Here is a 20390-nt window from a genome sequence, read left to right as displayed (position 1 = left end):
TCTTCTATTCCTTTTCATCTTCATCTGGCACATCGACATTATGATATATTTCTTGTACATCATCATTTTCTTCAAGTTTTTCAATGAATTTTTCAAATTTTTCATAATCGCTGTCGGAAAGCTTTACTGTGTTCTGAGGTATCATAGTTATCTCAGCAGATGATATCTCATACCCAGCACTTTTTATGGCATCTTTTACTGCCTGAAAATTAGAAGGCGCTGTCAATATCTCGTATTCATCGCCATCAGAAGAAAAATCATCGGCACCTGCATCTATAACAAGCATAGCTAATTCATCCTCATCAATGTTTTCATTTTTTTCAATAGTTATAAGACCTTTTTTATCAAACATCCAGGCAACACATCCAGAAGAACCGAGGCTACCTCCGCTTCTATCAAATATATGCCTTACATCACCGGCAGTTCTATTTTTATTATCTGTCAAAGCTTCAACTATTATCGCAGAACCAGCAGGGCCATACCCCTCATATATAACTTCTTCAAGATTTCCACCACTTAATTCGCCAGTTCCCTTCTTGATTGCCCTTTGTATATTATCATTTGGAAGATTATTAGCTTTTGCCTTTTCTATAGCATCTCTCAATTTACTGTTTGTCTCCGGATCTCCGCCTTCCTTAGCAGCCATTATTATATCTTTAGTAAGTTTTGTAAATATTTTACCTTTTTGTGCATCCATCTTTTCCTTTTTATGCTTTATATTAGCCCATTTTGAATGTCCAGACATAAAAAACCTCCTTTACTTTGTGCCAAAAATATTTTATCAAAAAACATCCCATAAGTAAAATTTTTAACTTTCATAATGACGTTATACAACTTTATAATATTTTCATCTCACATAAAAATTTTAAACCTGTACATATCTTATGTCAATTGATACAAGAATATATTATAAATAGTTTTTTGGGTGATAAAATGGCTAATCGAATAAATTTGTTAATAATAGGTTTTATTACAGGAATCTTAAACGGATTATTTGGAGCTGGAGGGGGTACAATTATTGTGCCTTTTATGGTTTTCTTGCTGGGAATAGAAGATCATAAAGCACATGCAACCGCAATATCCATAATATTGCCACTTACAGTATTGAGTTCTATAATATACATAAAAAATGGCATATTTAATTTCCCTACAACATTAAATGTTACTTTAGGCAGTGTTATAGGAGGATTGTTGGGGGCATTTCTTTTGAACAAAGTTCCAATAAAATATTTGAGAAAATTATTTGGAATAATAATGATAATCGCTTCAATAAGAATATGGATTATTAAATAAAGCATGTGAAAGGATCGTCACAATGAAATTATTTATAATAGGAATTCTAGCAGGAATTATAGGCGGCATGGGCATAGGTGGTGGGACAATATTGATTCCAGGTTTGACAATATTTGCTAGCGTTGAACAGCATCTCGCTCAAAGCGTAAACTTGCTATCGTTTATCCCAACTGCCTCCATCGCACTTTTATATCATTTGAAACAAAAAAACATAATGACAAACATAATTTTTTATATCATAATAAGCGGTTTGATTGGAAGCTTCATCGGCTCGTATATATCTATTTATATAAATTCATACCTTCTAAAAAAAATGTTTGCTATGTTCCTATTTATCATGGGAATTTATGAAATAATATCTAAGCAAAAGATAGGTGAAAGCAAAAATGAAAAAACACAAAATAAAAAAAACAAACAAGAAATTCAAAAAAAGTAAATTAAATTCTGAAATTTGCGAGAATTACTATGTTACAAATGATATCAAATGGGACGGCAGAGGCGAAACATGATTATTTTCGCCTATCTGTCTCCATCATTACACATGTATTGTAAACAACATTAAGTCCTGAATTATTGGCTTTTTTAATTAATTCATCACTTTCTGCTCCTGGCTGAAACCATATAATATCAACACCCAACTTTGATGCTTCCTCCACAAATGCATCACCTATCTTAGGTGATACAACCATGTCAACAACTTCTGGTACGACTGGTAATTTTGATAATGATTCATAGCATAAATCACCGTCTACAGTTTCATAATTGGGATTAACAGGATATACGGTATATCCTTTAAGTTTTAAATTTTTGTATATTTTGTATCCAAATTTCTCTTTATTGTCTGTTGCTCCTACAACAGCCCAAACCTTTCTTTTCAATGCCTCTTCAACATAATCCATTATATCACCTTCCATTTCATCTAATAATTTTTCGTAAGATAGTTGTTTATTCTCTCTTGAAATTTACCATCTATATAAGACGCTTCATCAATTGGCTTCACAAGCAAAACCGATGTATGAGAGTGTTTTCTTTTAGCCCGCGGCATTCTGTTGCCGCTTTCAAATGCTTCAATTATATTTTTTGCTTTAAAGTACCTTGCAATAGTTATTTCTTTTGAATTGCCTAAATGCCCACATGAAATTAATACTTTATAATAACTCATTTGAAGCACCTCCGAAAAAATTTTGGCAATTCAAATTGATTTTATTAAATTTATATACAAGGTACAAATTGTTTATTCTATATATTTATCATCTTTTTTATATAGATATATATCTTTACCTTCTTTCACAACTGACCTTGAATTTGTCAAATTCACAATATACTTTTCAAAATCTTCTTTCTCTTGAAACGGTACATAAACATTCAATGTAACTTTATCAGTATAATCAATATTTTTAATTATAAAATTATTTTTTAATAAGTCATTTTGCACCATTCCTAAAATTGTATAATCAATAGTAATATATATACTTTTAAAAAGAATTTTCTCCACAATTTTAGCAGCTTCTATCCCTAATTTAGCTCCTTTGACATATGCTCTTATTAATCCACTAGCTCCAAGCAATATGCCTCCAAAATATCTCGTTACAACAACAGCAGTATTCTTTAATCCTTCACTTTTTATAACATTTAAAACAGGTACACCTGCTGTACCTGAAGGCTCTCCATCATCGCTATATCTTTGAATTTCATCTCTATCGCCTAATATATACGCATACACATTATGTGTTGCATCTTTATGTTTCTCCTTTATACTCTTGATAAAATCAATTGCTTCTTCCTCATTCATCACCGGTTTTGCATGCCCTATAAATCTTGAACGCTTTATTTCTATTTCTTGGCATCCATATTCATATATCGTTTTATAATTATAAAGCAAATTACCACCTCACAATAATTATATCAAATAATCCCAAAAAAATAAAAGCCATATGGCTTTTATTTTTTTGACTTACGCTGTTACCTTGTTTAGAGATTTGTATTTGTAATAAGAAACGTTTACTAAGGCCCTATCTTGACTGTAAGTAATAAGCTCTAAAGCTTTGTCAATTGGATAAAATCCGCCACTCAAAAAGCCATCTTCAGAGCTAATATTAAATTCTACATCATCAGTGGACATTAGATACCATGTGATTTTATTATAGACAGGACGTTGGCGTGTAACAGAATAGAACTCATAGCTAGTTTCTCCTGCAGTAGATAAGACATTTAAAGATTTTAAACCAGTTTCTGCTCGTACCCTTCTTAATGCAGCATCAACGGACAATTCATTACTTCTTATTGCACCTTTAGGCAATACCCATTCATTTTTCTCATTTTTTAATAGGAATACTTCATCTCCTCTGAATACAACTCCACCAGAGCATTCCCTTATTAACATATATAAGCCCCCTAAGCTTTTTATATTTTATTGTGATTTTATATCACAATATTTGCTATATTATATAATATTCTTTGCAAACTTTTAAATTCCTTCTTAAAAAATTATTAATTTTATTTTTATTATTACAAAATTTGAGAAATTTATGTATAAATTATTTCAAATTTCCTAAATTAGTTAAAAATCTTTGTATAAAGTATCAGCTTTTTTAAAAAAATATATTTTGAAAGGAGTGATTACAATGCATATTATATACCATTGTTATGGCGGAACACATACATCGGTTATAGCTTCATATATCCATATTGGTGTGCTACCTGCAGATAAAGTGCCAACAAAGGAAGAAATTGAAGGCATTCCTATGTTTGACAGGTTAAACGGTCAAAATGATACAGGACATATAGTATCAATAGGAACAGATGAATATGGCAACAACGTATATTCTTTAGGCGTAAAAAATGGAAAAAAACTCGTGGAGCCAGCTTTAAAAGATCTATATTATCATTTATTCAATACAAATGATGGTTTGCTTATTATTGATACATCATCTGCTACAAACTGGATAATGAAAATAGGTGGTTTCACGTCCATAGCTTTGAAAATGCCTGTAATAGGAAGACCTCTTGTATCATATGGAGTGACAAAAGCATACAAAAACATAGTTCAAATTGTGAAAAATGTAAAAGCACAAGAAAGTGCTGAATACAATGCTATTAAGAGATAATAAAATCTCTTAATATATTTTTTTCTGCTGCACCTACTTGTGCTTTTATTTTTATACCTTTTTCATCGTATTCTTCTTTTAAAATTTTTGAATTTCTTTTTAAAAACAAATATTCTCTGTTTTTGTTATATGGAAAATAGAAATCTAATACGAACAAATCTTTATACGCAACATTATCAATAGCTTTTAACAATTCATCAATGCCAATCATTTCTTTTGCTGAAATGTAAATTTCATTATCTTTATTAACAGGCATTTTCTCCAACAAATCAGACTTATTGTATACATTTATGATAGGCTTATCAATCGCTTCAAGATCTCTTAAAACATTTTCTACAACTTCAATTTTATGTTTTATATCTTTTGACGTTATGTCTATCACATGAAGCAAAACATCAGCGTATTTTGATTCCTCTAACGTTGATTTAAATGCTTCCACTAAATCGTGTGGCAGCTTTCTTATAAATCCTACAGTGTCTATCAAAATGACATCCCTGCCTGATGGTAACTCAAGCTTTCTTGCTGTTGGATCAAGAGTAGCAAAAAGCTTATCCTCAACATATACAGAAGAATCTGTCAATGCATTCATTAACGTAGATTTCCCGGCATTTGTATATCCAACAATTGCTACAACAGGGATTTTATTTTTTCTTCTTCTACCCCGAAGTAATTCCCTGTGTCTTTTCATATCTTCTAATTTCCTTTCAATCGTTTTTATTCTCTCACGAATATACCTTCTGTCTGTTTCCAGCTTAGTCTCACCAGGTCCCCTTGTGCCTATGCCGCCACCTAATCTAGATAAATCATTTCCTAGACCTTGAAGCCTAGGCAGCCTGTATCTTAACTGGGCAAGTTCAACTTGAAGCATACCTTCTGCTGACTTTGCTCTTTTCGCAAAAATATCCAAAATAAGACTTGTCCTATCAATGACTTTCCTATCAATGGCTTCTTCTATATTTTTAATCTGGCTTCCTGATAACTCATCATTAGCAATGACTAAATCGATATCCATGTTGTCTACAAATTGTTTTAATTCTATAAGCTTCCCTTTCCCTATATAACTAGTTCTATCTATATTAGATCTTGATTGTGTCATTATGCCCACAACTTCTGCACCGGCTGTCTCTGCCAGCTCTTTCAATTCATCCATGCTCTCATTATCATCATCATTTATAATTACTCCTACTAATACTGCCTTTTCTCTACTATCGTCTATTTTATTATCCATATATTTCACTCCACACATATATTAGATACATATATATTATCCCGTATTAATATAATAATCAAGATTTCCAAATTAGGTATTGAAATTTTATTTTTTATATGATAATATATCTAATGTGACGTGCCGAAGTGGTGAAACTGGCAGACGCGCTGGACTCAAAATCCAGTGGTAGCGATACCGTGTGGGTTCGAGTCCCACCTTCGGCACCAATATTAAAGCCTATGGGAGCCGATTTATGAAAATCGGTTTTTTTATTGCTGTTGTCTGTATGCAAGTGCTATCCCATGCAATGTTTTATTTTTTGACCTAGTAAATAATTATCAGATACATTATGTAAAACAACTTTTCTTCTAGTTATTTGGCTTTATGAGAAAATAATGACATGCCTTCATTTTTCCCTCATATTGGATCCTTATAACTAAATTCCTCAAAGATTATTATGCTATAGCATAATATGGAGATTCATATCAATATCTAAAGAAATGATAACTTATAAAGCCTTTTCAAAATCAGCACATTTAGAGTAACCTCATTTTCAAAACCTCTTATTTCTTATAAGTATTTAAATAATCAGCAATCAGGTTTGCAGCTTTCTTACCAGATAAAAGCATTCCTCCAAAAATAGGACCCATTCTATGTCCGCCATATACGTTATTCGCAGCCATTCCTGCTACAAATAATCCTGGTGCTATCATCTTTGTATTGTTAATTACCTCTTCTTCTCCTCGCTCAGCATTCATAAAAAACTCTTTTATCATATCAACTTTTCTTCTTTTGTTATAAAAGCTTACAAGAACTGCATCATGCCCTGTAGCATCTAAAACTGCTTTTGAAACAAGCACCATAGGATCTACAAAAAGTTTTTGAAGCTCTATCGTAGAATTGTTAACAACTACTCCAGAAATTTTTTCGTCAATATAATATAAGTCTACAACTGAAATCAAATTGAAAAATTTAATATTACTAAAGGAAGTTGCCTTTGCAATTAGATTACTGGCAAAACTTATCGAAGATACTATTAAGGCATTTTCTTCTTCATTATATGGTATATTTAGCTCTTTCAAAATGTCTTTTACGTCTTTTTGCAAAACAACTCTATTAAAACTCATTGCACCTCCCCATATTCCTCCACCAGGTGAAAGTTTTTTATCAAGAACAGTTACCTTAAAACCATTTTTTGCAAGCAAAATAGCACAATAAAGACCTGATGGCCCAGCACCTGTAATAATTACATCTGATGAAACAGCATTGTAAAGATCCTCAAAATAACTTTTGAGAATCAATCTGCTTATTTTTTCATCTGAAATAGGATTTTTAATATTTTTCATCGTAAAAACCATCTCCTTTATAATCAACTTTTTTTAATTTTTAAATTAAAAATGCCTACCCAAATAGGTAGGCACAAATTTCTTCTTCCGTGCTTCCCTACGCAGGCATTACCCTGACAGGTTCAAAAGGTCGGGAACAGATCCCCTCTCAGCCACTTTTTGGCTCCCTAGCACTTGAATATAATTAGTTTTCAATAATTTGTATAAACCAATTATACTACAAATTCAAAAAAATTCAACAATTATTTTAAAAAAGCAAACATTTCTACTGTTCAACGAAATGGGGTTAGAAATTACTTTTTCAATTAAGTATCAATTAGTATTTAACTATACAATTTTCTAATTATTCGTAAACAATAATTTATCTTATGATATAATTAATAAAGGTGATGTATATGAATAAAAATGATATATATGTAATCTACGGAAGCAATGGTAAGGAAACTGTGAAAAATCTTTTAAAAACAATCAAAATTGAAAATGAACTTAATAAAGATATGTTAATTGGGCTAAAACCAAATCTAGTAGTAGCAAAAGTTCCTGAATCTGGTGCAACCACGTCCACTGATATGATATGCGGAATCATTGAATATCTTAAAGATTTTGGTTTTAACAATATTGTTATTTTAGAAAGCTCATGGATTGGAGAAAGCACTAAGAAAGCTTTTAAAGTATGTGGATACGATAAAATATCAAAAAAGTATAATGTTTCTCTTTTTGATAATAAAGAAGATTCTTTTCACATATATAATGTAGATGATTTTTCGGTAAGTATTTGTGACAAGCCAATGTCTTTAAATTATCTTATAAATTTGCCAGTATTGAAAGGTCACTGCCAAACTAGAATTACATGTGCATTAAAAAATATGAAAGGCTGCATTCCAGATAAAGAGAAAAGAAGATTTCATTCGCTTGGTCTTCATAAGCCAATAGCTTATCTAAATAAAATTTTAAAACCTTCTCTACACATTGTCGATGGATTAATAGGTGACCTTGATTTCGAAGAAGGTGGTAATCCGGTGGAGATGAACCGCATTATAGCCGGTAAAGATCCAGTTTTAATCGATTCTTATGCTGCTGAATTAATGGGTTATAATCCATACGATATAGAATACATAAAAATTGCAGAAAGTATAGGTGTAGGAAGTGCAGTTCTGCAAAAAGCAAATATAATAGAATTAAATAGTGATGATATTGCACAAACGCATTTTACAAATCCAGGTAGAAAAGTTCAACATTTATCAAAATGGGTTGTAGAAAATAATTCTTGTTCAGCATGTTATGGCAGTTTAATTCATGCATTAGGTCGTCTTGATGAACAAGGACTTTTAAAATATCTCGAAAAAAGGATATACATTGGTCAAGGATTTAAAGAAAAAGAAATTGATGGAATAGGGATCGGAATGTGTACCAGAAATTTTACACATTCCGTTAATGGCTGTCCACCAAAAGCTAAAGATATATTAAATTTTCTTATGCAGCAGCTAAAACGATGAAAAAATATTGATAAACTATGCTAGAAAAATATCAATCGTTTAAAAGCACAATAATTAATAAATTAGCTGCTTAATCGGATTTGCAAAATTATTCCTACAGTTAGTTAATCTGATTACTCAGCATTATGCTTTTGAATGTGAAGTCCACATTCTTTTTTATCTGGATCTTCCCACCACCATCTTCCGCTTCTAACATCTTCTCCAGGCTTTACAGCCCTTGTACAAGGCTGACATCCAATGCTTCTGAAGCCTTTATCATAAAGGCTGTTGTAAGGGATATTTTCTTTTTTTATATAATCCCAAACCATATTTTCTGTCCAAAATGCAATGGGATTTATCTTATATATAGAATGATTATAATCCCACTCAAATATATTTACATTCTCACGAGTTACAGATTGCTGTCTCCTTAAGCCACATATCCATCCATCAACCGTAGCAAGAACTCTTTTTAGGGGTTTTACTTTTCTAATTTCACAACATTTTTTCCTAAGATCAACGTTTTTGTAAAAAAGATTCGGACCATATTCTCTAATCAGTGGTTCTAAGTCATAATTTTCAGGAGTATACACTTCGTAATTAAAATGATATTTCCTCATTGTTCGATCCATCAGATCATAAGTTGATTGAAAGTGTCTTCCAGTATCGATAAAGAATATCCTTGCTTTATTATCAATCTTCAATAGTATATCTGTTAAAAGCTGATCTTCTATTGAAAGACTTGAAGCTAATGCGACACGAGATGCACCAATTTTATCATAAACATACTTTATAATCTCAAATGGGCTTTTATTTTTATATTCATTATTTAATAATTCAAGATCTAATTTATCTATGCTCATTATATCTCACCTCATAATATAAAAATTTTACATCAAACCCCATCTACACCTTATTGATCTTTCTATTCTTCCAAATACAAATTTATCTATGATTAAGCCTAAACTTAAAATTATCAGCATTACAGCAACAACCTGGCTTATATTAGATGCATCTTTTCCTTTTGAAAGAATCTGTCCAAGACCTGTTGCAGATACCAACATCTCACCAGAAATCAAACCTCTCCAGGCAAATGCCCATCCTTCCTTAAGCCCTGACACTATACTTGGAAGTGCGGCAGGAATGATCACATTTGAATATAATTTATATCCTTTAGCCCCCATTGTCTTAGCTGCTTTTAAATAAATCGGATTTATATTTTTAATGCCTGAATCTACAGCAAGGCTAATGGAAAATATAGAACCAATAGCAATTACAAAAATAATTGAACTTTCACTGTAACCAAACCAAAGGATTGCAAATGGTATCCATGCAAGATTAGGCAAAGTTTGTAATCCTAATATCAACGAACCAAAATTTTCTTCAATATATTTAAAATGAATCATCAGAAAACCTACGAAAAAACCAATCACAATAGATATTAAATATCCAATTACAAGCCTTCTCATGCTGGATAATATTGCATATATAAGCGTTTTGGTTTTAAATAATCTAACGATTAAAAGGAAAACAGAAATTGGAGAAGGCACAACATTTGCACTCCAGATTTTTATAGTTTCTACATTTATTTTATAGACCAATTCCCATATCGCTATCAGCATTAGATAGAAACAAATCTTTTTCAATGCTCCAATCGCTGTCGTATTCAGCTTTTGCAACTTTTTCTACCTCCTCCTTTAATTCGTCCGTTATTTTTCTTACATAGTAAATTACATCTGGACTTTCTGGTCTTCTCGGTCTTGATAGTTCTATCTTAAATTCTTTTTTAATCTTTCCCGGATTAGCGGACATCACAATAACGCGATCCGCCAATACCACCGCTTCTTCTATATTATGGGTGACAAAGACAATTGTCCTTTTTGTATCCATCCAAATTCGCTGCAATTCCATCTGTAAAATATCTCTTGTTTGACTGTCTAAGGCCGAAAATGGCTCATCCATTAAGAGCACCTGAGAATCAATAGCTAATGCTCTTGCAAGTGCAACCCGCTGCCTCATGCCACCAGACAATTGATGAATATACGAATCTCTGAATTTTGCAAGATGGACCATCTTTAAGTATTTCATAGCTTTTCTTTTTCTTTCTTCCTTTTCTATGCCTGCCATTTTCATCCCAAATTCTACATTATCCATTACTGTAAGCCAAGGAAAAAGAGCAGATTCTTGAAACACGACTGCTCTATCTATACCTGCATCCTTTACTACGCTACCATTTAAAATAATTCTGCCGCATGACGCACTTTCAAGACCGGCAATTATATTAAGCAGCGTAGACTTGCCGCAGCCGGAAGGGCCAACAAGGCATACAAATTCTCCTTTGTTTATTAAAAGATTGACATTATCCAGTACTAAATTCGCTTTTGAATTAAATCCAAAACTTTTTGATATATTCTCAACAATAAGAGACAAATCAAACACCTCTTTAGTTCCCGCTTTTAAACGGCTTTATATACAATCCGCTTATTAGCCATAGGATCATACCATTTATTTGCGAAATCAACTAAGCCGTACTTTGACTTCTTAAAATCATTTTTAAAATTGATAAAATCATCTTGATTTTTTACATTTGCTAAAAATCCATCACTGCTATATACAGGATAACCTTTATACTCATATTCATTTAAATTGATTAAATCAACCAATCTACCGTCTCTTATTAAGGCAGATAGCTCATTATTCAAGTCAACAACATCAAAATTATCAGGGTAATAATACGTATCTCCATTTATAGGCAACCTATCTCCTATTTTGTATGATTTTCTTTCAACAGCTACTTTTTTTATCTCATTAGATGGTATTAAATAATAGTATTCATCAAAGCACGTTATTGGAAGTTCCACATTTCCTTTTATAAATTTATTTGCTGCATCTAAAATTTCCAATCCATTTATTATTCCTCCACCGCTTATATCATAGCCATCTACAATGACAAAACGCCCTGTTACATGATTATTTCTAAATTCATCAAAGCAAATTTTATCTTTGGTTTTTATCACGACTTCAGCAACTTCATTAGTATTTACTTCCTTTGCGTCGTCATTTGAAAAAAGCGTAGAAGCATCTATAACTTTATTAATTGCGGCTATTTCACATTCTGTTTCTTGTGTAACCAATTTAAGTTTATATCTTTTATTTACTATCAGCCTGTTTTCACTCATCCAGAATATATTCGCCTTAAACGTATCCCCTACCAGTGGAGCCTCATCGTCCTTGCGGGTTATAAATTCTCCCCTTTTATAAAAAAACTCATCAAAAAGCGTAATTCCAACTGACATTCCCGCTTCAGCTTTTGTCGTCTTGTCTTTTTCTTGCCAGTATTCGATGGATTTTATTTTAGACGTTCTTTTACTTGGATATATTACTATTTCATCTCCCACATTTAGTACGCCAGATTCTATTCTGCCAGCAATAATCCTCCTATTGTCAAATTTATAAACGTCTTGTATAGGCAGCCTCAACGGCTTATCGGTTATCTCTTTGTCCTTTTCAAAAATATCTAATGCATCTAAGACTGTGTCGCCTTTATACCATGGCATCTTTTCTGAACTTAAAGCTATATTCTCACCATGAAAAGCGGATACGGGTATATACTTTTGTGGAAAGACATTAATGCTTTTTAAAAAGATATCCATATCGCTTTTTACATCTAAAAATTTTTCTTCCGAATAATCTATTAAGTCCATTTTATTAACCAGAACATAAACTTTTTTTATGCCCAACAACGAAAGAATGTACCCATGCCTTTTAGACTGTTCTCTTACACCTTCATTGGCGTCGATAACAAGCAGCGCGGCTTCTGCATTGGCTGCGCCAGATATCATGTTTTTCAAAAATTCTACATGTCCTGGTGCATCTATTATTACGTAATCTCTCTTTTTCGTGTGAAATTGAATTTGCGTCGTATCGATGGTTATGCCTTGTTTTTGTTCCTCTTCAAAAGCATCTAATAAATACGCATATTCAAATGGCTTACCGGTTTCTTTTGATATTCTTTTTACTTTTTCAATGGCCCCCTCCGGCAATGACTTTGTATCGTACAAAAGCCTTCCAATAACTGTCGACTTTCCGTGATCAACGTGTCCTACTACCACTATTTTGAAAATCTCTTTACTTTCAACCATTTTTATCCTCCTTACATATAACCGTCTTTCCTCAATTTTTGCATAGCATAAGCATCTTCTCTATCTTGAGCCCTTCCAGCCCGTTCATTGATATTTGTGTGCTTTAATTCTTCTATAATTTCATCAACTGTTGAGGCATTTGAATCTACTTGTCCTGTGCATTGCGCACATCCAAGGCTTCTATACCTTTTGCCGTTCTTTGCAAAATACAAATCAACAACCGGTATATTTTCCCTTTTTATATATTGCCAAATATCTAACTCAGTCCAGTTCAATATAGGATGTACTCTGATATGATTACCTTTCGGGAAATCTGTCTTAAACTGATCCCAAAGCTCTGGAGGCTGGTTTGTGTAATTCCACTCAGACTCTTTATTTCGTTCACTAAAAATCCTCTCTTTCGATCTTGAACCTTCTTCATCCCTTCTCACACCCACAATCAATCCTTCAAATTTATACTTATCTATCACATGCTGCAATGCATCTGTTTTTAGTGCCTTACAGCAAACTAATCTGCCTTTTTCCGGACCCATGCCATTATTTATAGCATCCCAGTTTGTGTAGACGATAAGGTCGAGATTATACTCCTTCGCAATCTTATCTCTAAATCTTATCATTTCGGGTATTTTATATGTCGTATCTATATGAATAAAGGGAAACGGGCAATGTCCAAAAAAAGCTTTTTTAGCAAGCCACAACATTACTGTAGAGTCTTTCCCAACCGACCACAACATTCCAAGTTTGCCAAAACTTTTATAAGCCTCTCTTAATATGTATATACTTTCAGCTTCCAACATATCTAATCTATCCATATTAACACCTCACAAAATAATTATTAGTAAACATATCGTAATACTTATAATTTAAGTAAAAATTATAACCCATCAATAGCCTGCATAAAATCTTCTTTTAAATCTTCTATATCTTCCAGTCCAACACAGATTCTTATTAAATCGTCAAACACTCCCATGAATTCTTTTTCTTCATCACTGCTTTCAGCAAAAATCGTAGATGATGGATGAATTATAAGCGTACGTGTATCACCTATATTCGTGATATTTGTTGCATACTTTAAAGAGTTAATCATTTTATACGCTTTTTCTTTAGAACCTACACGAATTGTCAATACAGCACCAAATCCATCACCAAACTGCCTTTTAGCAATATCGTGAAATGGGCTTTCTTTAAGCCCTGGATAGTTAACTGATAGCACTTTATCAAATTTTTTCAAAAAAACAGCTAACTCATAAGCATTCTGGCATAGCCTTTCCATCCTTATTCCAAGCGTTTCTAAACCCAAATTATTAAGATATGCATTAAATGGAGACATACACGCACCAATATTTCTAAAAAGGCCTTTCCTAAGCTTTGCCAGATAAGCAAATTGTCCATATTTTTCGAACTTTTTAAGCATTGAATATTTATTAAAATCCCAATTGAATTTACCAGAATCGACTATAACTCCACCAATAGAATTTCCATGTCCATTTATAAATTTTGATGTTGAATGTATAACGATGTCTGCACCCATTTCTATCGGTCGAATTAAATATGGAGTAGTTACAGTATTATCAACGATTAAAGGAATTTTATTTTCGTGTGCCAGAACTGAAAGACTTTTTATATCAGGAACATCTAATTTAGGATTTCCAATCGTTTCGATATAAATCAATTTTGTGTTATTAGTTATTGATCTTTTAAAAGCGTCTATGGAATTATCTTTTACAAATTTTACAGTAATACCAAAGTTTTTGAAATCTTTAAATAGTTCATAAGTCCCGCCGAATATTCCTGAACCAGATAGTATTTCATCACCAGTCTTCAAGATATTTAAAATAGCTAAAGCTATAGCAGCCATTCCTGAGGAACATGCAACTGCCCCTATTCCGCTTTCCAGTGATGCAATCCTTCTTTCAAAAGCTTCAATGGTTGGGTTATTTATTCTCGTATATGTAAAGCCATATTCGCTGCCTTTAAATATATTCTCCAGTTCCTCTGCCGAATGGCTAAATGATGTAGATTGATATATAGGCGTCAATGAGGCTCCAGTCTTTTCATCAGGTCCATAATTTAGATGTAATAGCTTTGTATTAAACCTCATTGACAAGGCCTCCCTTTTTAACAAATATCGTATAAGTCCCATCTCGGTTATTTATAACATTTAATATTTTATGTCCCTCATCTTTAAAGCTGGATGGCACATTCTTAATCGGCTCTCCTTCATTCATTCTTACTTCAAGGATTTGCCCATCTTCTAAATCTTCTATAGCCACTTTTGCTTTGACAAAAGTAATAGGGCATACTACATCAGTTATATCTATAAAACTGTCAGCTTTTATATCTTTCATGACTATACTTCCTTTCCAAAATTTTTAATCTTCAATTAAAATATCTTCTTCATAGCTATTCCCATCCTCAATTATGAAACTCTTTAAGACAGGGTTTTCTTTTTCCATCAGTGACAATATTAAATAGCTGAGTTTACTGTCAAATGCCAATCTTTTGTCTTCTTCAGAAGGTCTCGCAGGTGATTGAGGATGACTGTGGAAATTCCCAATAAGCACAAATTTGTTTTCTCTGAAATGCTTCAAAGCCTCAAATTGTTCTTTCGGATCCATTGAAAAGTGCTCAGGACTTCTATCTATATTAGTCAGTAAACGAACTTCCTTAACAAATTTCTTTTCACCATCTACTATTCCTGCAAGTAAGCCACATGCTTCAATAGGACTTTCTTTCTTCGCATGATCCAACATTTTTTTATAATCATTCTTTGACAGTATTATCATTTGTAATCCTCCTTAAGATCGCATTGTGGCCCTATATAATCTATCAGCTCTTTTATTGAAGGATGGACACCACAAACTTGACAGCTCTTTCTCCTTGATATTTTTATCTTCCTGAATTCCATTTTTAGCGCATCAAATGTCAATAAATAGCCTGTTAAAAGTTCGCCAACTCCAAGTATATATTTTAATGCTTCTGTCGCTTGGATCGTACCAATTATCCCACCCATGACTCCAAGCACTCCTGCCTGTCTGCAAGTAGGAACGGCATCCTTCGGCGGCGGATCTTGAAAAACACATCTATAACACGGTCCTTTACCAGGTACATATGTCATCGTTTGACCTTCAAATCTTATTATTCCGGCATGTGAGAAAGGTTTCTTTATAAGCACACAAGCATCATTTATTAAGAATTTTGCCGGAAAATTATCCGTACCGTCAATTATAAAGTCGTAATCTTCATCATTTATGATATCAATTATGTTTTTAGAGCTTATCCATTCATGATATGTTATTACATTTACATCAGGATTCATCTCGTTGATTGTCTCTTTGCCAGATATAACTTTGTCTTTGCCAATGTCCTTTGTTCTATGAATTATTTGCCTTTGAAGGTTGGATAAATCTACCTTATCATAATCTACTAATCCTATTGTTCCAACACCTGCTGCCGCAAGGTACATAGCTGCCGGTGCTCCAAGTCCACCTGTTCCTACTATCAAAACCTTTGAATTTAATATTTTTCCCTGACCTTTGGCGCCAACTTCTTTTAATATAATATGACGCGAATACCTTTCTAACTGTTCATTGGAAAAATTCATCTACTTCCTCCTCCCATGTAATAGAGGAATTCAACTGTATCTCCGTCTTTTACAATTATTTTATCAAAATCATCTCTTGACAATATTTCATCATTAAGTTGAACCGTTACATATTCTTTCATTTTAACGTTTAATACATCTAACAATTCCCTTACAGTATACTCTCTGTCAATTTTTTGATCATTGCCATTTACTTTGATATTCATAGCTACACTCCTCACTTTTCATCTTCATTTTCTAAAACCTCTTTTTTGAAATTTTCAAGTCCGACTCTATTTATTGTGTCATAAAGCCTTTCTTTGCTGATCCCATTGCTCTTGTAAAAATTCATTGTTTTCTCAATAATGTTTGGTATTTTTTCTACATCAACAAGGTCTGCAATATGGTATCCAAAGTTGTACTTTTTGCCAAACTTGCCGCCCACAAAGACTGCTACTCCACTTCTTTTTTTCTTCCATGCATCCATTGGACACACCCTTATGCATGAACCACAATAAATGCATTTATCATCGTCTCTTACAGCAAGACCATCTTTAATCGAAATTGCTTTCGCTTCGCAAACATCCGCACATAGTCCGCAACCTGTGCATAAATCCTCATTAAGTTCAGGCTCTACCTGCCCTTGAAATCCGATATCGTTAAATTGAGGTTTAGTACAATTATTAGGGCAACCTGAAATGCCCATCTTGAATTTATGTGGAAAACCAGGTGTTGGGAAAAACTCGTCATCCAGTTTTTTTGCTAAACCTTGCGTATCAATTAATCCATACGGGCAAACAGTACCTTTGCAGGCTACAATCGGTCTTACTCTCGGTCCACAGCCAGCCATTGCAAGTCCGATTCTCTCAACTTCTTCCTTGACTTCTTGTAATTTAGTGTAGTGCACCCATGGAATCTCTATCCCCAGTCTTACTGTAAATGTGACATATCCCCTACCATACTTTTCAGCAAGTTCTGATACTTTCCTCATCTGTTCAGCAGTTATATTACCAGCGACTACTCTTATTCTTATCGAATAATAGTCTTTTTGCTTTTGTTTAATAAATCCACCATCTTTTAATGCCTTCACTAAATCATCATTGAAAATCATTTTATCCTCCTTTTAATTCATAGTAAACAGATATGAATTTATGGATTTCTTTTTTATAATTTAACACATCGTTTTATTAATGTCAATCTAATTTTAATTGAACTGTTAAACACAATTTTGATAATGTGTTCTGTACATCAATCAAAAAGTTGATATAATATAAATAAAATAAAAAGTGAGGTGTTATCATGAGACTGCTAAAGAGGCCAAGAAGGCTTAGAACAAATGAAGTTATAAGAAGGATGGTAAAGGAAACGTCTATAAGCGTAGATGATTTGATATACCCTATGTTTGTCGTACCTGGTGAAAATATAAAAGAAGAAATTGTGGCAATGCCTGGAGTCTATCGTTATTCTGTAGACAACCTCGTAAAAGAGGTTAAAGAAGTATATGATTTAAGAATACCCGCCGTACTGCTTTTTGGCATACCATCAAAAAAAGATGAATTAGGCTCTGAAGCTTACGACGAAAACGGAATAATTCAACAAGCCATAAAATCCATAAAAAATGCAATACCTGAAATGCTTATTATAACAGATGTGTGCATGTGCGAATATACAAGTCACGGCCATTGTGGCATTGTAAAAGATGGCTATGTACAAAACGACGAAACGACTTCATACATTGCAAAAATCGCTTTATCCCATGTGATAGCGGGTGCAGACATCGTAGCACCTTCTGACATGATGGATGGGCGTGTAAAAGCAATAAGAGACATTTTAGATGAAAATGGATATGTAAACACACCAATAATATCTTACAGCGCTAAATATGCATCGTCATTTTATGGTCCTTTCAGAGAAGCAGCAGAATCAGCACCGCAATTTGGCGATAGGAAGTCATACCAAATGGATCCTGCAAACTCTGACGAAGCTTTAAGAGAAATCTCACTTGATATAGAGGAAGGTGCTGACATAATAATGATAAAACCAGCACTGCCGTATCTTGATATAATAAGAAGGGCAAAAGATACCTTCAATATCCCAATCGCAGCTTACAATGTAAGCGGTGAATACTCAATGATAAAAGCCGCATCTCAGATGGGATATATTGATGAAAAATCAGCAGTTTTGGAATCATTGACTGGAATAAAAAGGGCTGGCGCTGATATCATAATAACCTACTTTGCTAAGGATGTTGCAAAATGGCTTACTATCCAATAATGTTGAATATTTTAAACAAAAAATGTCTTGTCATAGGTGGTGGTAAAGTAGCTTACAGAAAAATATTATCTTTACTTGAATTTGGCGCAACTGTTACAGCATTATCCTCGTATTTTACAGATGAGATCTTGGAACTGCCTAAAAACCATAAAGTTAATTTGATAAGAAGAAGCTATCAAAAAAATGATGTTGATAATTACTTTTTGGTTGTTGTAGCAACAAATGATAGAATCATAAACAAAGAGATTTCTAACGAATGTAAGAAAAAAAATATACTTGTGAATGTAGTAGATGACAAGGAGCTTTCTACATTCATAGTTCCTTCTGTCATGAAAAAAGGTGATCTTACTATATCTGTATCAACAAATGGGAAAAGTCCGTTATTAGCAAAGCGAATAAAAGAAATGCTTGGCAATATGTTTGAAGATGATGTTGAAAATCTTATTGCTGAATTAAGCAATCTGAGGGATAAACTCAAAACAACTTCTGCTACACAGGAAGAAAAAATAAAATTATACGACGATATCATAAATAAGTACAATATTTTGAGAGGGAATGATAAAAAATGAGCTATGAAATGTCGAATATTCTCTTTGAAAAAGCCAAAACTCTTATGCCTGGTGGCGTAAATAGTCCCGTAAGGGCATTTAAATCCGTTGGAACAAATCCCATTTTCATAAAAAAAGGCTTTGGCAGCCATATAGAAGATGTAGATGGAAATACATATATAGATTACGTTCTCTCATGGGGTCCACTTATACTGGGTCATTGTAATCCCCGCATAGTCAATGCTTTAAAAAATCAGTTGGAAAGTGGCACAAGTTTTGGGGCTTGCACCGAAATAGAAATCAAATTAGCTGAAAAAATCAAAGAAGCTGTACCATCTGTGGAAATAATAAGAATGGTGAATTCGGGTACAGAAGCTACTATGAGCGCCATACGATTGGCAAGAGGATACACAAAAAGGAATATCATAGTAAAATTTGAAGGATGTTACCACGGCCATTCCGATAGCCTCCTCATCAAGGCAGGGTCCGGTGCTCTTACATTCGGGACACCAGATTCAAAAGGCGTAACAAGTGAAATAGCTAAAAACACCATAATAGCAAGGTACAACGACAGTGACTTGATAGTCGAGATATTTAAAAAATATGGAGAAGATATCGCCGCAGTTATTGTTGAACCTATTGCAGGAAACATGGGCACTGTTCCGCCTAAAGAGGGATTTTTGAAGACTTTGCGGAAAGTCACAGAGTCATATGGTTCACTTCTCATATTCGACGAGGTTATGACTGGATTTAGAGTATCTTACACATGTGCTCAAGGGTTATATAACATTAATCCGGACATAACAACATTTGGAAAGATCATTGGAGGCGGTTTGCCTGTTGGCGCTTATGGTGGAAGAGAGGATATTATGAGGATGATATCGCCTGATGGACCTGTTTATCAAGCAGGTACATTATCAGGAAACCCTCTTGCAATGGTGGCAGGGTACGAAACATTAAATGTATTATCAGAAGACCCTTCTATCTATGATGAACTTGACAAAAAAGCTGACAGACTTTGTATGGGATTATATGAAAGCATGAGGCAAAATGGCATAAATGTCAAAATAAATCGAGTCGGTACAATGATGTGCATGTTTTTCACAGAAGGCAATGTTTACGATTTTGAAACAGCCACTAAATCAAATACAGACTTATTTGCTAAATATTTCAAAGCCATGTTAAAAAGAGGCATATATCTGCCACCGTCTCAGTATGAAACTTTTTTCTTATCCACTGCTCACACCAATGAAGACATTGATAGAACAATAGAAGCCAGCTTTGAAGCAGCGAGAGAAATTTCAGCATAGCAAATGCAATCGAGTAGGAGCTGAATAATTATTTTATTCAGCGTCCTCTCACACCACCGTACGTACCGTTCGGTATACGGCGGTTCATTAAGATTTAATGTA

25 protein-coding genes, 1 tRNA gene and 1 riboswitch are annotated in these 20390 nt (G+C 33.4%); of the genes, 8 read left to right on the top strand and 18 right to left on the bottom strand.

All coding sequences use genetic code 11. The features are described from left to right. Positions 1–4: 4 nt before the first annotated feature. Positions 5–745 carry a YebC/PmpR family DNA-binding transcriptional regulator gene (locus J2Z80_RS10485; protein WP_209454342.1) on the bottom strand — a complete coding sequence of 247 codons (741 nt, stop codon included), beginning with the start codon at positions 743–745 and terminating at the stop codon, positions 5–7. A 188-nt stretch (positions 746–933) separates the two neighbouring features. On the opposite strand from J2Z80_RS10485, the gene J2Z80_RS10480 reads away from it, so the two are divergent. Both J2Z80_RS10480 and J2Z80_RS10475 read left to right on the top strand, forming a co-directional pair. Next, the gene (locus tag J2Z80_RS10480; RefSeq protein WP_209454341.1) at positions 934–1293 is read left to right on the top strand and encodes a sulfite exporter TauE/SafE family protein; all 360 of its coding nucleotides are present in this window, start codon (positions 934–936) and stop codon (positions 1291–1293) included. Between the two features lie 22 nt (positions 1294–1315). Beyond that, positions 1316–1729 carry a sulfite exporter TauE/SafE family protein gene (locus tag J2Z80_RS10475; protein ID WP_209454340.1) on the top strand — a complete coding sequence of 138 codons (414 nt, stop codon included), beginning with the start codon at positions 1316–1318 and terminating at the stop codon, positions 1727–1729. 73 nt (positions 1730–1802) lie between these two features. Here the strand turns inward: J2Z80_RS10475 and J2Z80_RS10470 are convergent, their stop codons facing one another. The 4 genes from J2Z80_RS10470 to J2Z80_RS10455 form a co-directional block, all read right to left on the bottom strand. Next, a complete protein-coding gene (locus J2Z80_RS10470; RefSeq protein ID WP_245301270.1) occupies positions 1803–2192 on the bottom strand; it encodes a CoA-binding protein in 390 nt (129 codons plus the stop codon). Between the two features lie 20 nt (positions 2193–2212). After that, positions 2213–2455 carry a hypothetical protein gene (locus tag J2Z80_RS10465; RefSeq protein WP_209454338.1) on the bottom strand — a complete coding sequence of 81 codons (243 nt, stop codon included), beginning with the start codon at positions 2453–2455 and terminating at the stop codon, positions 2213–2215. Positions 2456–2527: 72 nt separating this feature from the next. Further along, positions 2528–3175: a YigZ family protein gene (locus tag J2Z80_RS10460; RefSeq protein ID WP_209454337.1), complete on the bottom strand. Its 648-nt coding sequence runs from the start codon at positions 3173–3175 to the stop codon at positions 2528–2530. Between the two features lie 72 nt (positions 3176–3247). After that, the gene (locus tag J2Z80_RS10455) at positions 3248–3676 is read right to left on the bottom strand and encodes an NUDIX hydrolase (RefSeq protein WP_209454336.1); all 429 of its coding nucleotides are present in this window, start codon (positions 3674–3676) and stop codon (positions 3248–3250) included. A 241-nt stretch (positions 3677–3917) separates the two neighbouring features. On the opposite strand from J2Z80_RS10455, the gene J2Z80_RS10450 reads away from it, so the two are divergent. Continuing rightward, on the top strand, positions 3918–4400 hold the full coding sequence (locus tag J2Z80_RS10450) for a DUF3189 family protein (RefSeq protein WP_192402714.1): 483 nt from the start codon (positions 3918–3920) through the stop codon (positions 4398–4400). Here J2Z80_RS10450 and hflX read toward each other — a convergent pair. Next, positions 4390–5628, bottom strand: coding sequence for a GTPase HflX (gene hflX / locus J2Z80_RS10445; RefSeq protein ID WP_209454335.1), 1239 nt, complete (start codon positions 5626–5628; stop codon positions 4390–4392). The genes J2Z80_RS10450 and hflX overlap by 11 nt on opposite strands. 122 nt (positions 5629–5750) lie before the next feature. Here hflX and J2Z80_RS10440 point away from each other — a divergent pair. Next, positions 5751–5837: transfer RNA gene (locus J2Z80_RS10440), tRNA-Leu, on the top strand. A gap of 336 nt (positions 5838–6173) precedes the next feature. Here the strand turns inward: J2Z80_RS10440 and J2Z80_RS10435 are convergent. Next, positions 6174–6956: a sulfide-dependent adenosine diphosphate thiazole synthase gene (locus tag J2Z80_RS10435; RefSeq protein ID WP_209454334.1), complete on the bottom strand. Its 783-nt coding sequence runs from the start codon at positions 6954–6956 to the stop codon at positions 6174–6176. Between the two features lie 77 nt (positions 6957–7033). Then, positions 7034–7135, bottom strand: a riboswitch (TPP riboswitch). 216 nt (positions 7136–7351) lie between these two features. On the opposite strand from J2Z80_RS10435, the gene J2Z80_RS10430 reads away from it, so the two are divergent. After that, positions 7352–8452 (top strand): DUF362 domain-containing protein, encoded by a 1101-nt coding sequence (locus J2Z80_RS10430; RefSeq protein WP_209454333.1) that lies wholly within the window; start codon positions 7352–7354, stop codon positions 8450–8452. 113 nt (positions 8453–8565) lie between these two features. On the opposite strand, the gene J2Z80_RS10425 is transcribed toward J2Z80_RS10430, so the two are convergent. The 11 genes from J2Z80_RS10425 to J2Z80_RS10375 form a co-directional block, all read right to left on the bottom strand. Then, positions 8566–9294 carry a phosphoadenylyl-sulfate reductase gene (locus J2Z80_RS10425; protein WP_209454332.1) on the bottom strand — a complete coding sequence of 243 codons (729 nt, stop codon included), beginning with the start codon at positions 9292–9294 and terminating at the stop codon, positions 8566–8568. A gap of 27 nt (positions 9295–9321) precedes the next feature. Next, positions 9322–10053 (bottom strand): ABC transporter permease, encoded by a 732-nt coding sequence (locus J2Z80_RS10420; RefSeq protein ID WP_209454331.1) that lies wholly within the window; start codon positions 10051–10053, stop codon positions 9322–9324. Continuing rightward, entirely contained in the window at positions 10022–10870 is an 849-nt protein-coding gene (locus J2Z80_RS10415; RefSeq protein WP_432422716.1) for an ABC transporter ATP-binding protein, read from the bottom strand. The genes J2Z80_RS10420 and J2Z80_RS10415 overlap by 32 nt, the downstream gene beginning before the upstream one ends. Before the next feature lie 17 nt (positions 10871–10887). Next, complete coding sequence (locus J2Z80_RS10410; protein WP_209454330.1) at positions 10888–12573, bottom strand: sulfate adenylyltransferase subunit 1; 1686 nt, start codon at positions 12571–12573, stop codon at positions 10888–10890. 11 nt (positions 12574–12584) lie between these two features. Continuing rightward, positions 12585–13385, bottom strand: coding sequence for a sulfate adenylyltransferase subunit CysD (gene cysD, locus J2Z80_RS10405; protein ID WP_209454329.1), 801 nt, complete (start codon positions 13383–13385; stop codon positions 12585–12587). Between the two features lie 62 nt (positions 13386–13447). Continuing rightward, the gene (locus J2Z80_RS10400) at positions 13448–14674 is read right to left on the bottom strand and encodes an O-acetylhomoserine aminocarboxypropyltransferase/cysteine synthase family protein (RefSeq protein ID WP_209454328.1); all 1227 of its coding nucleotides are present in this window, start codon (positions 14672–14674) and stop codon (positions 13448–13450) included. Beyond that, positions 14664–14921, bottom strand: a complete 258-nt coding sequence (locus tag J2Z80_RS10395; protein ID WP_209454327.1) for a sulfurtransferase TusA family protein — start codon at positions 14919–14921, stop codon at positions 14664–14666. Before J2Z80_RS10395 ends, J2Z80_RS10400 begins: the two co-directional genes overlap by 11 nt. A 24-nt stretch (positions 14922–14945) precedes the next feature. Then, positions 14946–15359, bottom strand: coding sequence for a M67 family metallopeptidase (locus tag J2Z80_RS10390; protein WP_209454326.1), 414 nt, complete (start codon positions 15357–15359; stop codon positions 14946–14948). After that, the gene (locus J2Z80_RS10385; protein ID WP_209454325.1) at positions 15356–16177 is read right to left on the bottom strand and encodes a HesA/MoeB/ThiF family protein; all 822 of its coding nucleotides are present in this window, start codon (positions 16175–16177) and stop codon (positions 15356–15358) included. The genes J2Z80_RS10390 and J2Z80_RS10385 overlap by 4 nt, the downstream gene beginning before the upstream one ends. Next, positions 16174–16383, bottom strand: coding sequence for a sulfur carrier protein ThiS (gene thiS, locus J2Z80_RS10380; RefSeq protein ID WP_014758528.1), 210 nt, complete (start codon positions 16381–16383; stop codon positions 16174–16176). The genes J2Z80_RS10385 and thiS overlap by 4 nt, the downstream gene beginning before the upstream one ends. Before the next feature lie 11 nt (positions 16384–16394). After that, positions 16395–17267 (bottom strand): 4Fe-4S binding protein, encoded by an 873-nt coding sequence (locus J2Z80_RS10375; RefSeq protein ID WP_209454324.1) that lies wholly within the window; start codon positions 17265–17267, stop codon positions 16395–16397. A 188-nt stretch (positions 17268–17455) separates the two neighbouring features. Here J2Z80_RS10375 and hemB point away from each other — a divergent pair, with 188 nt between their 5' ends. The 3 genes from hemB to hemL are packed head-to-tail and all read left to right on the top strand — an operon-like array spanning position 17456 to position 20288. Then, the gene (hemB, locus tag J2Z80_RS10370; protein ID WP_209454323.1) at positions 17456–18430 is read left to right on the top strand and encodes a porphobilinogen synthase; all 975 of its coding nucleotides are present in this window, start codon (positions 17456–17458) and stop codon (positions 18428–18430) included. Beyond that, positions 18412–18999, top strand: a complete 588-nt coding sequence (locus J2Z80_RS10365; protein WP_209454322.1) for a precorrin-2 dehydrogenase/sirohydrochlorin ferrochelatase family protein — start codon at positions 18412–18414, stop codon at positions 18997–18999. The genes hemB and J2Z80_RS10365 overlap by 19 nt, the downstream gene beginning before the upstream one ends. Next, positions 18996–20288, top strand: a complete 1293-nt coding sequence (hemL, locus tag J2Z80_RS10360) for a glutamate-1-semialdehyde 2,1-aminomutase (RefSeq protein WP_209454321.1) — start codon at positions 18996–18998, stop codon at positions 20286–20288. The genes J2Z80_RS10365 and hemL overlap by 4 nt, the downstream gene beginning before the upstream one ends. The last annotated feature ends 102 nt before the right edge of the window (positions 20289–20390 follow it).

The sequence above is a fragment of the Thermoanaerobacterium butyriciformans genome (assembly GCF_017874545.1).
GTDB classification, from domain to species: Bacteria; Bacillota; Thermoanaerobacteria; order Thermoanaerobacterales; family Thermoanaerobacteraceae; genus Thermoanaerobacterium; species Thermoanaerobacterium butyriciformans.
This window is presented reverse-complemented; position numbering and strand designations above follow the sequence as displayed.